At 41.1% G+C, this 13,272-nt stretch carries 13 protein-coding genes and 1 pseudogene; 6 read left to right on the top strand and 8 right to left on the bottom strand.

The features are described from left to right. Nucleotide 1: 1 nt before the first annotated feature. Nucleotides 2-70, top strand: a pseudogene (locus MKX14_RS18345) (hypothetical protein); the annotation flags it as partial. 44 nt (nucleotides 71-114) lie between these two features. After that, the gene (gene benM / locus MKX14_RS16240) at nucleotides 115-1,074 is read left to right on the top strand and encodes a LysR family transcriptional regulator (protein ID WP_017386346.1); all 960 of its coding nucleotides are present in this window, start codon (nucleotides 115-117) and stop codon (nucleotides 1,072-1,074) included. A 49-nt stretch (nucleotides 1,075-1,123) separates the two neighbouring features. Here benM and mphX read toward each other — a convergent pair whose 3' ends face one another. From mphX to mphK, 7 genes are all read right to left on the bottom strand, one after another. After that, entirely contained in the window at nucleotides 1,124-2,005 is an 882-nt protein-coding gene (gene mphX / locus MKX14_RS16245; RefSeq protein ID WP_240282972.1) for a SphA family protein, read from the bottom strand. 187 nt (nucleotides 2,006-2,192) lie between these two features. Continuing rightward, nucleotides 2,193-3,254 (bottom strand): NADH:ubiquinone reductase (Na(+)-transporting) subunit F, encoded by a 1,062-nt coding sequence (gene mphP, locus MKX14_RS16250; protein WP_240282973.1) that lies wholly within the window; start codon nucleotides 3,252-3,254, stop codon nucleotides 2,193-2,195. 14 nt (nucleotides 3,255-3,268) lie between these two features. Continuing rightward, the gene (gene mphO, locus MKX14_RS16255) at nucleotides 3,269-3,631 is read right to left on the bottom strand and encodes a phenol hydroxylase subunit P4 (RefSeq protein ID WP_240282974.1); all 363 of its coding nucleotides are present in this window, start codon (nucleotides 3,629-3,631) and stop codon (nucleotides 3,269-3,271) included. A gap of 59 nt (nucleotides 3,632-3,690) precedes the next feature. Continuing rightward, nucleotides 3,691-5,217 (bottom strand): aromatic/alkene/methane monooxygenase hydroxylase/oxygenase subunit alpha, encoded by a 1,527-nt coding sequence (gene mphN, locus MKX14_RS16260; protein WP_240282975.1) that lies wholly within the window; start codon nucleotides 5,215-5,217, stop codon nucleotides 3,691-3,693. Between the two features lie 45 nt (nucleotides 5,218-5,262). Then, nucleotides 5,263-5,529: an MmoB/DmpM family protein gene (gene mphM, locus MKX14_RS16265; RefSeq protein ID WP_000049450.1), complete on the bottom strand. Its 267-nt coding sequence runs from the start codon at nucleotides 5,527-5,529 to the stop codon at nucleotides 5,263-5,265. Between the two features lie 11 nt (nucleotides 5,530-5,540). After that, nucleotides 5,541-6,542, bottom strand: a complete 1,002-nt coding sequence (gene mphL, locus MKX14_RS16270; protein ID WP_240282976.1) for an aromatic/alkene monooxygenase hydroxylase subunit beta — start codon at nucleotides 6,540-6,542, stop codon at nucleotides 5,541-5,543. Between the two features lie 20 nt (nucleotides 6,543-6,562). Beyond that, nucleotides 6,563-6,850 (bottom strand): phenol hydroxylase subunit, encoded by a 288-nt coding sequence (gene mphK / locus MKX14_RS16275; RefSeq protein ID WP_000193470.1) that lies wholly within the window; start codon nucleotides 6,848-6,850, stop codon nucleotides 6,563-6,565. 369 nt (nucleotides 6,851-7,219) lie between these two features. Here mphK and mobR point away from each other — a divergent pair, with 369 nt between their 5' ends. Continuing rightward, nucleotides 7,220-8,890 (top strand): phenol degradation transcriptional regulator MobR, encoded by a 1,671-nt coding sequence (gene mobR, locus MKX14_RS16285; RefSeq protein WP_046812969.1) that lies wholly within the window; start codon nucleotides 7,220-7,222, stop codon nucleotides 8,888-8,890. A 51-nt stretch (nucleotides 8,891-8,941) separates the two neighbouring features. On the opposite strand, the gene MKX14_RS16290 is transcribed toward mobR, so the two are convergent. Further along, nucleotides 8,942-9,142, bottom strand: coding sequence for a heavy-metal-associated domain-containing protein (locus MKX14_RS16290; RefSeq protein ID WP_001985155.1), 201 nt, complete (start codon nucleotides 9,140-9,142; stop codon nucleotides 8,942-8,944). Nucleotides 9,143-9,307: 165 nt separating this feature from the next. Between MKX14_RS16290 and actP the strand changes: the two genes are divergently transcribed. The 3 genes from actP (at nucleotide 9,308) to MKX14_RS16305 (ending at nucleotide 12,691) form a co-directional block, all read left to right on the top strand. Next, nucleotides 9,308-11,779 (top strand): heavy metal translocating P-type ATPase, encoded by a 2,472-nt coding sequence (gene actP / locus MKX14_RS16295; RefSeq protein ID WP_240282977.1) that lies wholly within the window; start codon nucleotides 9,308-9,310, stop codon nucleotides 11,777-11,779. Nucleotides 11,780-11,854: 75 nt separating this feature from the next. Then, complete coding sequence (cueR, locus tag MKX14_RS16300) at nucleotides 11,855-12,256, top strand: Cu(I)-responsive transcriptional regulator (RefSeq protein WP_001020650.1); 402 nt, start codon at nucleotides 11,855-11,857, stop codon at nucleotides 12,254-12,256. A gap of 27 nt (nucleotides 12,257-12,283) precedes the next feature. After that, nucleotides 12,284-12,691: a GFA family protein gene (locus tag MKX14_RS16305; protein ID WP_046812967.1), complete on the top strand. Its 408-nt coding sequence runs from the start codon at nucleotides 12,284-12,286 to the stop codon at nucleotides 12,689-12,691. Nucleotides 12,692-13,272: the final 581 nt, after the last annotated feature.

Consider the following 13,272-nt stretch of genomic DNA (forward strand, 5'->3'; position numbering starts at 1 on the left):
ACAAGTGATCTATAACTTCATCGGGTTATTGCTTGTATATACCTTAAAAGAATGGTTAAACTGTGTCTAAGACTGAATTTGCATTTTAATATATCTTAAAGGTATGGAAACCTGATGGAACTAAGACATTTACGGTATTTTGTGGCTGTTGTTGAAGAACAGAGCTTTACAAAGGCAGCCGAAAAACTATTTATTGCTCAACCACCTTTGAGTAGACAGATTCAAAATCTGGAAAGCGAGCTTGGCATTCAACTGTTTGAGCGTGGAAGCCGTCCTTTACAAACTACACAAGCAGGGCATTTCTTTTACCAGCACGCCGTTAAACTTTTGTCGAATGCTGAAGAAATAAAAAGTATGACCAAGCGTATTGGTCTCATCGAAAGAAGTATGACCATTGGTTTTGTTGGGTCTTTACTCTATGGTTTGTTACCTCGAATTATTTATTTATTTCGCCAGCAGCAACCCCATTTGAATATTCAGCTCATGGAGTTAAGTACTACTGAACAGCTACAGGCATTAAAAGAAGGACGTATTGATGTCGGTTTTGGACGTTTAAGAATTAGTGATCCTGCTGTGAGACGAATTCTTTTACGTAAAGAGCGTTTGGTGGTTGCTGCACATACCAGCCATCCAATTGCACAGCGCACGGAAGGGGTATATCTAGCTGACTTGATTGATGAAAAGATGTTTATGTATCCCACTTCGCCAAAGCCTAATTTTTCAACTCAGCTTTTGAATATTTTTGCCGAACATAGTTTGGTTCCGAAAAATATGCATGAGATACGAGAAATTCAACTGGCTTTGGGCTTAGTGGCAGCGGGAGAAGGGATCTGCATTATTCCAGCAAGTGCCGATACCATTCGATTTCCACACTTAAACTATATTCCGATTTTAGATAACGGCGCGGTCAGCCCAATTTTTATTACAGCACGGGCAATGGACCGAAGTGAAGATTTACAGTCATTGTTTGATTGTATTTATCAGGTTTATGACTTAGAAGGGATACCTTATCAACGGACTGTCTTTACACTTGATCAGAACCCGATAGATGATTCAAACGGTATCGACTTTTAAATAACGGAAGTGCATAGCCTCAAAAGATGAAGCTATGCGTTGAAGTAGTTTAGAAAGCCCAAATGAGTTTTAGCCAGCTGGTATGGCCTTCGGGACGATATTCGACTTCGGTTTCTTTTAGAAATTTGGCTTCAATAGACCAGTTCTTATCAGCATATTGAATGCCTGGACCAATTGCAAAAGCCTGTCCTTTAAACCCAATGTCACTTCCGTTTACTTTGTCATCTGTGGTTTGTTTAAAAGCATAGCCTTCAACTGCCACTTTGATTTTTGGGTTAATGCGATAACCCAAGCTATAGTCACCCGCAATGTATTGTCCAGCTTGGTAGTCGGTTGCGTCGTTACGCGTATTCCAGCTATAAGACAGTTTAGTAGAAAGGTCTAAACCTGCTGCGTTGGCATAACTATAGGCAATAATCGGTCGAATGGTGTGATAGTTTTTCCCAAGATTAGCTTCAACTGGATGTGTCGTACTTGGAGTGTCGTATTCTCCTGTCCCGAGCACAGTTTCTAGGGCTGCAATCCAGTGATGATTTCCTTGATGCCAGCCGAGCATGCCACCCAAAATCAAGTCTCCGAGACCTTGGTTTGAGTCAGCCATTCCATTTACTTTGAGTCTTAGATCAACCAATGGCTGGGCTGCATAAAACCCGAGTTGTCCATCCATAATTTTTTGATCGGTCATCCAGACCAACCGCGGAACCACGGCGTTGACATCAACATGGAACTGGTCGGGACCATTTTGAAACTCTGATGCGTGATAATTTTGATAATAACTGAGTAGATAAACCCCAGCAGGTGGTAAGGCACCCGCCATCATACCTTCGGCACCTAAGGCAAAAGAGTCCGAGCCGTTTTCTGTCGCAAATGCAGAAGGAAGGTAAAGGGCGCTGATTACACCACATATGATTGCAGCAATTTTGTTATTCATAGAATGTCCTATTCTGTGTTGTTTGGCTTGTCACTAAAAAAACGTTATTCCTTAACGGTCTTTAAAAATCTGAGTCTGTTTAATCTGTAAATTTGGAATGCAGAACTCCTGTGAGCTTTGTATTTACTTTCGCTAAAGCGCCAATACAAAGCTCATTTGAAAAAGTGGATGGTTTAATGGTTTATCTTTAAATATGTTTGAATAAGGCCGAACGCGATTGTCCAGCAGCACCATCGGCTGCACTTAAGAACCGTTCAGTGTGAATGTCCCGTTCGAATAAGCGACTTTGCATGAGTGTTGAAATTGCCGAGTCGATCATGATGGGTGGGCCGCACAAATACGCTTTGTGTCCACCACATCGATTTTCAAAGTAATCGGCAACAGCCTCATGCACAAATCCAGTAAATCCAGTCCATTGGTCTTCTGGTTTTGGTGCATTGAGAGCAGGGATATAGCGGAAGTTCGGATAGTCTTTCACAAGTTGTTCAAACAATTCTCGGTTGTATAGCTCTGCTAAGTCTCGTGCTCCTTGGAAGAGGTAGATCGTACGACTATCTCCAGACTCAAGTAAATCTAAAATCATCGATTGTGGACTTGAAAGACCTGAACCGCCTGCAATAAAAATGGCATTTTGATCATCTGACTTGCGTACAAAAAATTGTCCATAAGGGCCTGAAATATCAAGCTGATCGCCCGTGGCAAGTTGTTCATGCACATAAGTCGTCGCTGCACCGCCTTCAACTTTACGAATATGCAGCTCAACAATGCCCACTTCACTTGGCGAATTAGCAATTGAAAATGCACGAGTTCCTTCAATATCTGGGAACTGGACATTGATATATTGACCAGCTTGGAACTCAATTGGATAATCTAGTTGTAGTCGGATTCCTTTGATGGTTGGCGACAGGTCTTTTATTTCAATGACTGTCGCTTGATAGTCTTGAACCAAATGACCTAAGAAATCTGGGTCTTCATCGACATCGGCTTCAATGACCATATCGGATTGTGGTTTGCAGCAGCAGGCAAGCACCTTATTTTCATCACGTTCAATATCCATGAGCGCAAAGGGAGAAGCTTCACCGACATCATAAAAACCATCGGTGACTTGAACCTTGCATGTCCCGCAAGTGCCATGACCACAGGCAAAGGGTAACCAAACGCCTTGGCGTAGGGCAGCATCTAAAATGGTTTGGTCTTCTTCTACTTCAATCGTTGTTCCGATCGGTTCAATGGTGACTTGATAACTCATGACACACCTCCGAATTAAACGTAGCTGTCGTTATAGCCATTTAACTTTGGCGTAACGAAACGAAGTAATGACTTATGCCCAAAACCAAGCTCTGCCAAAGTTTTTGTACTCTCTGGTTCGATTGTTTGACCATCTAAGGTGTATTGCACTTTTGACCAATCAATTTTGGCAAAATCTGGATGTTGAGCAAAACCACCTGTAATTTGTTGCTCAATCAACTGTCCCAAAGTTTGTTGAGGCGAGGCAAGCATGGCATGTGCCGAGCAAAAAAGGGTGTGATGATCCCAACCCACGTAAAGTAAGAATTGATCACCATAGTTTTTTTGCAGATCAAGCGGTTCAAATTGATAGTTGTTGTGTATCGCGCGAACAGTCATGTTCAATCTCCTTATTTCCTATCAGGCAGCTTGATGACTGCCTGAACAATTCCTTGTGCTTAAGCTGCGTTGCCTTTCCATTTTTTCCAGCGCTGTTGGTCTGGTGAGCCTTCAATATCCAGATTGTCGGCACCGACATTCATGCGGTAATAATCGCGGAGCATGGTTTCGAGGTCACCGCCACCACAGTTGCCTTGCAAAATTTGATTTACAGGTAACCATGCTTGTATATATTTCTCAGGCTCATGTTCGAAAATGTCATGACAGCCATCTGAACAGGTGTGGTAGCGTTCGCCTTGGTAGATGCTATGGCGATAACTGAACTGAGTCGGGTCATCGCCCATTTCGGTAAAGGTCATTGGAATCTGACAAACCTGACAAAGCTGTGGTAAACCTGCGCTATAGAAGCGTTTACCTTCAGCTTCCATTTGGCGAGCCAACTCCCATTTTGGACGGTAGTATTTATCGAAAGTGTCTGGATATTTAGCAGATAACCAATCCATTTCTTCGTCGGTTGGAATCCATGTATGGAAACCAGCAGCATGACCAAAGTTGTAGAAAATCCACCATGCCTGATGTGAGACGTGCTCTTTTTCTTTCACAATGACATCGCTATATTTCGGCATACGAATGCCATAACGGCTCAAATCTTTAAATAGCGCACCGCCTGCCTGTTCAAAATAAACTTCCCAAGCTTCTTTCCAAGACATCACTTTGTTTGGCAGCATGTAATCCATCATCATGCCCACAATTGAAAGCAAACGCGTTCCACGCCAGAACCATTTATCAATCCATTCCTGCACAATCGGTACGTTGTCTTCATGTTGTTCGAGCAAGAATTTTACGATTTCAAGACCAAGCGTCATGTGGCGCGCTTCATCTGACTGTGCACTAAAACCAAAGGTTACGGTTGCCATATCGCCGTTATAAGCTGCACCCGACATAAACGGCACAAATAGCAGATTGGTAAGTACATATTCAAAAGCAAAACTAATGGCTAATAAAAACTCGAATGGACCAGCAGAACGAGCGTCTTCAAAAAATGATTTAGGTACAGACAAATACCAAACGCGGTCATGCATGTGTGCCCAATCCTGAAAACCATCAAAGAACTTGTTGTAATGGCTCATGGCATGAATTTGAGTCTGTACATGACGCAGCTCATCAATCGACTGCATCTGAGAAGCAATACGTGCTCCAATACCGCTAAATTGGCGGCCTACATGTGCATAGCCTTGATAAGCCTGATATTCAAGTGGCGTCACCGCTGTTAAGAAGAGTTTGATTGCATTTAAGTAGCGTTCATTGCTGACATTCATCTGACCATTGTTTTGAGCAAAAGCATCAAAAATGGCATAAAGTTTTTTCTCTTTTTCTGCCTGATATTTCCAGTAAGCATCCATAGTTAAACGGAATGGATCTTCCCATTTAGACCAGTCAGTAATTTTGATGCCTTCAAACTCTTCATAAGGGAAGGCTTCTTTACGATCAGCATAGGAAAAGTCCCAGTCCAAATCACGGGTTAATGCACGATAACGATCTTTAGCATTTAATTTTTTGCTGGTTTCTTTCGTTTGAGTTGTCATGATTGATCATCCTTAAATCTTTGTTAAACAACATCTATGTTGTGATTAATTCCAGTGAAGGCGGAAAGTATCGTCATCTTCTTCGACATTGCCGCCCAGCGTAATCATGTTGAGTTGTAACGATTGGATGTCCCAATCTTGGCCTAGTTTTTCAGATACGGTTTCAGCTTTAATCACCAAATCAGTTTCACTTTCAATTCGGATCATGGCGGGTAAATACTGAATTGAAGCTTCAGGGTTATCTTCTTCAATCGCTTCGAGGATGTAGCGTGATGTATCGTTGTCTTGTAATGCGAGATAGACTTTAGACATGTTGCTTCTCCTTAAGCTTTTGCCAGTTCTGGTTGTAGGCCGAGTTTTTTTGCGCGTTCAATAACGGCATGTTCTGCTTGATCGACTACATCTGCTGTTAAGGCTGCTGATGCCCAAGGTGTAAAGGCTGCTTTCACTTGAGCTAGAGACTGAGTGAACCATTCATTTAATAGCTGTTTGTTATGATCGGATTCTGCTGCGGCAGTTTTAATGACGGTGTCTGACCACTTACGTAAATCACCTAAAGTGTCTTTCATAAACTCAGTCAGCATGGCTAAGTCACGAGCATTTTGAGTGACTAACCACTGATCAAACTGTTGATAGACAAGCTCTGTCACAAAGCCGTCAATCACTAGGTTTTGTAATAAGAAAAGTTTGAAATAGTCTTGCTCGGTGAGGCTTTCTTCACACAAACGTCGTAAGCCTTGCCATGCAGGATGTTGCATCCAAGCCTGTTTTGCCTGTTGTAATGAATCTCCGCTATTACCATCTAAAGCTAAGCCAATCCGTGAGATGTACTGCGCTATCCCTAAATGATCCATTGCGGCATAAATACAAGCTTGGGTAAGCACGGTGCCATAACCATAGGCACTGCCAGACATCATGTGTAAGTTTGCAGTTTGTTCAACGTGGCGAAATGGCAATAGGCATTCAATAACCTTGGCTTTGACTTCGTCAGACAAATGCTCTGCAAGCTGACGTTTTTCAAAAAAAGCAAAATTACTTTCGGCTGTGTCCTGCAAACGTGCACGATGTTGAACGTAAGTTCCATAATAGAATTGACGTGGATCTTTAAATGCATACCAGTCTTGCATTTGCAGGGCAGTATGGGTTTTGTCATTTAAGGTCTTTTCAGGTTTCCACAAAGGACGATAGTGGAAGTTAGTCTCTGCCTGTACATCAAAACTTACTTCTTGATATCGAGTTGCTGGCTTACTACCAAATCGTCTTTCGATATAGGCATAGTTCTGGCGGATAGGTTCGACATTTGACGTTTTGATTTCTAAAGTCATGGCTTTATCTCCTTATATTTTTACATCTGATCATCGTGATCGTTGCTATTACGTTGCGTGCCGACTAAGGTTGCTTCAGTGCCATAGCGCCATTTTTCTTCTTGAGCATCATTAAAAGCTTGCTGCTCTTGGGTCATTTCAACCACTTGATTGGTTTTACAAAAATCATTAAATGCATGTTTAGGCAAAACCAGTTCCACAAATAGACTTGGGTCGTGAATGGCAAAATCGAACTCAATAAACTCTGCGTTTAAGTCGCCAGTGATCCGAATATATTTGGTTAATGCTTCGACTTGAGGTTGCGTCATGCTGTACTCCATCAAGACATGGTCTTGAAATTGATGAATGCTCCTTGCTCTCGCTACTAGCTTTACAAAAGCTATGCCAACTTTATTTTTGTTATTAAAAACAGATGATTAAGTTTTTTATGGAAAATGAGGAATTTTTTAAATTCACCATTTCATGAATTTTTTTGAATGGTGAAATAGATATATTCATGATTTGATGAAGAGAGCCGTAAAAATTTCTTTTTAGATTTTTTGAGGCTTTAAATGGAGAGATTTAGAAATACTTTTTTAGTATGAAGTTATGTCTTTAAGGTACTAGGACATATATCTGGTTCTTCGATAAGATGAGATAACACCCAAATGTGTTTAATGGATTAAAACAGATCACTCATGGCTCGAGTAAAATACGATACAACGGGACGATACGCAGATCATCCGCAAGAAATTCACGATTTGCTGTCTAAACTGCACTTTGATACTGCCCACGGCCAAATCTGGTTTGATGAATATCGGATGCTGCTTTTACACACCAGCATTATGGGATATTTGCGTAAAGATTTAGCGCACATGATTGGGCTTGAGCGGACTAAGCATTTCTTTATTCGTTTAGGGTATCAAGCTGGGTTAAAAGATGCAGAAGTTACAACAAAAATGCGTCCCGATTTAAATGAACACGATGCTTTTATGGCGGGTCCACAAATGCATGCGATTCGTGGAATGGTGCAAGTACAGGCCAACCAGCTCAATTTAAGCCATGATAAAAAACAATTTTATGCCGATTTAAATTGGCTTAACTCTTTTGAAGCCGATGTGCATTTAGAGCATTTTGGCCTAAGTGATGAACCTTCATGTTGGATGTTACTTGGCTATGCATGCGGATATAGCAGTTTTGCGACGGGCATGACTATTATTTATCAAGAAATAGAGTGTAAGGCCTGTGGCCACGAGCATTGCCGTATTATCGGTAAGCCTTTAGAAGAGTGGGAAAATGCAGATGAGCTAATTCAGTTCATGTCTCCCGAACCCATGGAAAAAGAACTGATTGCGTTGCAGGCTGAACTTTTTGAACTAAAAAAATCAATTTATAGCGACAGTGAAGCCGATTACCAATTATTTAGTTCTGTGGGTAAGTCAGCATCTTATAAACAGGTCTGTGCATTATTAACAAAAGCAGCAGGTTCGAAAGTTTCTATTTTGCTACAAGGCGAAACAGGGGTTGGTAAAGAAGCTTTTGCACGAGGAGTTCATGAAAATAGCCAAAGAAAAGACCAACCTTTTATTGCGGTAAACTGTGCAGCGATTCCACTAGAGTTAATTGAGTCTGAATTATTCGGGGTAGAAAAAGGTGCCTATACAGGAGCACATCAGTCTCGCTTGGGTAAGTTTGAACGAGCCAATGGCGGTACGATTTTTTTAGATGAAGTGATTGAGCTTTCTCCTCGTGCACAAGCAGCACTATTACGCATTTTGCAGGAAGGTGAATTTGAGCGAGTAGGAGATTCACAGACACGTATTTTAGATGTCCGTGTAATTACAGCAACCAATGAAGATCTTGAGCAGGCTGTAAAAACAGGGCGATTTCGGGCAGATTTATATTATCGCTTAAATATTTTCCCAGTGCAGATTCCGCCTTTGCGAGAGCGCCGTGAAGACATTCCTTTACTGGTTGAACATTTTCTTCGTCGCTTTGAAAAAATGTACGGCAAAACCATTCAAGGTGTAAGTGAAAAGACCAAAGTTTTTATGCAGCAATATGAATGGCCGGGAAATATTCGTGAGTTAGAAAACTTATTAGAAAGGGCGGTTTTATTAACGGATGATCAGCAGCTGATTAAGTTAAATGCCATTTTTCCACAGATCAAGCATGACCCAGAGCAGGCGATAACTATAGAAACTGACTTTGGACAATTATTACAGCCAGAGTTTAATTTAGAAGAACACGAGAGGCAGTTGATTTTAACAGCCTTAAAAAAAGCAAATCATAATGTGTCTGAAGCGGCACGTTTATTAGGGCTAACTCGGGCAGCACTGGATTATCGAATTAAAAAATTTCAGCTTTGAATCAATATCAATAATGAATAAGGCCTAACGTTTAAAGTTAGGCCTTATTCATTATTGTACTTTCGCTGGGAAACCATCTTCTTCAAGCGCTTCGGTAATTTTATCGACGCTTTCACTGCTTTCAACAGTCACGATTTTGGTCGCTAAATCTACATCTACTTTTGCATTTGGGTCGACATCTTGAATCGTTGCAGTCACACCACGTGCGCAGCCGCCACATGTCATATTTTCAATAAGTAGTTTCATGTTCATACTCCATCAAGAATGAGATATTTGTTTGGATAACACTGAGTCTAAACCTTGTCATGATTGTAAGGTCAAGACCAAATTTTTAAAAAATATGCTTGACCTTCCCATGATGGGAATCTGTATGCTCAATACAGAATATTAAATTTTGCAGATTTGCAGAGGTGTTTGATGGACTCAAAAACCACAAAATTGCCAGCATATAGTGAAACACTTCCAATCGAAGGCATGACCTGTGCCTCGTGTGTAGGTCGTGTCGAAAAAGCACTTAAAAAAGTTGAAAATGTAGAGATTGCCAACGTTAATTTGGCAACAGAAAAAGCCGTCGTTTATTCAAATCAACCGATCCACCGTGAAGCCTTGGTTAAAGCAGTTGAACGAGCAGGTTACGATGTTCCAAAAGCTGCGCCAGTGGAGTTGTCTATTGAGGGTATGACTTGTGCATCTTGTGTTGCACGTGTTGAAAAGGCCCTTAAAAAAGTAGAAGGCGTTCAAGAAGCCACAGTCAACTTAGCAACAGAGCAAGCTTGGGTACAAGCAGATGCATCAGTCAATGTTGAAGACTTAATTCGCGCTGTTAAAAAAGCAGGTTACGACGCAAAAGCATCTGAAAAAAATCAAGATGAGCAACTCGACAAAAAAGCGTCAGAGTTAGATCAGCTTAAAAAAGATTTAATCATTTCGATTGTGTTGGCTTTACCTGTGTTTATTCTGGAAATGGGTTCACATCTCATTCCAGCTTTTCACATGTGGGTCATGCACACCCTTGGTCAATATAATAGCTGGCTTTTACAGTTTGTTTTAACCACATTAGTACTCGTTTTCCCTGGTCGCCGTTTTTATCAAAAAGGGATTCCAGCTCTATGGCGTTTGGCGCCAGACATGAACTCGCTGGTTGCTGTTGGAACCTTAGCTGCCTATAGCTTTTCAGTCGTGGCAACCTTTATGCCACAAGTATTACCCCAAGGCACGGTTAATGTTTACTTTGAAGCGGCTGCCGTTATTGTCAGTTTAATTTTACTCGGACGTTATTTCGAAGCCAAAGCTAAAGGACGTACTTCACAAGCGATTCAACATTTAGTTGGAATGCAGCCAAAAACTGCTCGCATTCAGCGTGACGGTCAAGTGGTTGAAGTTGCAGTTACTGAAGTGGTGAGTGGAACTATTGTAGAAATTCGTCCGGGTGAACGTGTGCCAGTGGATGGTGAAGTAGTCGAAGGGCACAGCTACATTGATGAATCTATGATTACGGGTGAGCCTGTTCCTGTTGAAAAAATAGTAGGGCATCAAGTGGTTGGAGGTACGGTCAATCAGAACGGTACTCTCAACATACGTGCAACCGCAGTGGGTAGCTCATCTGTACTTTCACAAATTATTCGTATGGTTGAACAAGCCCAAGGTTCTAAACTTCCGATTCAGGGGTTGGTTGATAAAGTCACCATGTGGTTTGTGCCTGTAGTGATGTTAATTGCTGCAATCACTTTCTTGGTTTGGTTTATTTGGGGGCCAGATCCTGCGCTCACTTTTGGTTTAGTGAATGCTGTTGCAGTACTGATTATTGCTTGTCCTTGTGCAATGGGACTTGCAACACCAACCTCAATTATGGTCGGTACTGGACGTGGTGCTGAGTTAGGTGTGTTATTCCGTAAAGGTGAAGCTTTGCAGCTTTTGCAAGAAGCGCAGGTCGTTGCAGTTGATAAAACTGGTACGCTCACCGAAGGCAAACCAACACTGACTGACTTTAATGTGCAACAGGGCTTTGAACGTGAACAAGTGCTGACTTTAGTTGCTTCGGTCGAAGCTAAGTCTGAACATCCCATTGCTCTCGCGATTGTTCAAGCAGCAGAAAGTGAAGGCCTAAACTTATTACCAGTAACAGCATTTAATTCGATTACAGGCTCAGGTATTGAAGCTGAAGTTTCAGGCCAAAAAGTACAAATTGGCGCAGATCGTTATATGCATCAACTTGGTTTAGACACCAACTCATTCCAAGCGATTGCTGCTCAATTGGGTGAAGAAGGCAAAACACCGCTATACGTCGCTATTGATCAGAAACTTGCCGCAATTATTGCCGTGGCAGACCCAATTAAAGAAACAACCTATGCTGCGATTGAAGCCTTGCATCAATTAGGTCTCAAGGTTGCCATGATTACAGGAGACAATCGTCATACGGCGCAAGCGATTGCTAAAAAGCTGAATATTGATGAAGTTGTGGCAGAGGTTTTACCCGAAGGCAAAGTTGATACAGTTCGCCAACTACAAAAACAATATGGTCGTTTGGCTTTCGTAGGCGATGGTATTAATGATGCACCAGCCTTGGCGCAAGCAGATGTTGGCTTAGCCATTGGTACTGGAACAGATGTTGCCATTGAAGCTGCCGATGTTGTATTGATGTCAGGTAGTTTAAAAGGCGTACCGAACGCAATTGCATTAAGTAAAGCAACCATGCGAAACATACGTCAAAACCTGTTCTGGGCATTTGTATATAACGTTGCTCTAATTCCAATTGCAGCAGGTGCACTTTATCCAGCATTTGGTGTGTTACTTTCACCGATGTTTGCAGCAGGCGCGATGGCACTTTCTTCAGTCTTTGTTTTAGGCAATGCATTACGCTTAAAACGCTTTCATGCGCCAGTAGAGTAAGCGTGCTGCAAATCAACTTTTGGTTTAAGATCATGACAGCAGGTCTTAAACCAAATTTAGTATTTGAGGTGTGAGATGAATATCGGTCAGGCATCCAAACATTCGGGCATTTCGGCGAAAATGATTCGCTACTATGAAGAAATCGGTTTACTTGAAGCAGCTCAGCGTTCTGCTTCTGGCTATCGCATTTATTCAGAAACAGACCTGAAAACTTTAAACTTTTTAAAGCATGCTCGAGAGTTAGGTTTTTCATCCGAACAGATGAAAGAACTCATTTCGCTTTGGAAAAATACCGATCGGCATAGTGCAGAGGTGAAAGCCTTAACTGTAAAACACATTGCCGAATTAAAACAAAAAATTGCCCATCTCCAAGAAATGGTCAATATTTTGCAGGCTTCTGCTGATGATTGCTGTGGCGACCAACAGGCTTCTTGTGCCATCTTAGATCACATTGAAAAAGGTGTGGGTGTAAGCTAAGTTTCATTAAAATAAAAAGGAAAAATCATGGCTTATACTGCTTCTTGTCTTTGTAATGGCGTTCAACTGTGCATTAATGTCGAATTAGAACCCATCATGGTTTGTCATTGTAAGCAATGCCAAAAAGCACAAGGGGCTGCTTTTGCTGCCATCACTCAAGTACAAAAAAGTGATTTAAACATTGTGCAGGGTGAAAATCTTTTACAGGCTTATTTTGCATCGCCTAATAAAAAGAGAGTGTTCTGTAAAACTTGTGGTTCACCGATCTGGAGTGAACGTCTAGATAAGCCAGAAGTGGTACGCCTAAGGGTCGGACTTATTAATGAAGAAATATCGACGCCAGTCATCTCTCATGCTTTTGTCAATTCACAAGTGAAGTGGTATCCAATTTGCGATAACGCTCGCCAATATCCAAATGGGATAGAAAACCCTTAAATATTAAGGTTGCATGGTATTTTGTTCATTTGTAAAAAAACGTGAACAAGACTAGTCATGAATAAATAATGTGCTATAACTGTACCTAAGGTAATCGTAATATCTCCTCGATCCACAGGGAAACTTGGGACAGGGCAAAAGATACGATAAGACCTTACATATAGCTAGCAAAGAGCAAACTAAGAGATGGATAGACACAAATCTTAACTTGCTCACCGTTGCAGAAAAGCCCGTGAAACGGGCTTTTTTAATGTCTTTTAAAAAGCTATTTCTCATTTAAAAATATCTTATATTTTTAAACTATTTATGAAAAAGTAATGTAAAAATCATAAAAAAATTGAAATATACAGACTATTCTGTATTGATTTTTATTTTAATTAACGGTACATTTAGTTAACGGTTTAAAGTTCAAGTTTAATAATGGACTCATGGTCGTTGTGGGAGATCTAAGAGCCTGCATTTTCCCCAAGATGCGGGTTTTTTTTATGCCTATAAAAAAGTATTCCTTAAATAATAAATATATAATTCGTTGTTATTTAAAATATTTTAATCAGCCTACGATCTAAAGACGCGTAGGCTTT

It is taken from the genome of Acinetobacter pittii, assembly GCF_022449185.1.
Taxonomy (GTDB): domain Bacteria; phylum Pseudomonadota; class Gammaproteobacteria; order Pseudomonadales; family Moraxellaceae; genus Acinetobacter; species Acinetobacter pittii_I.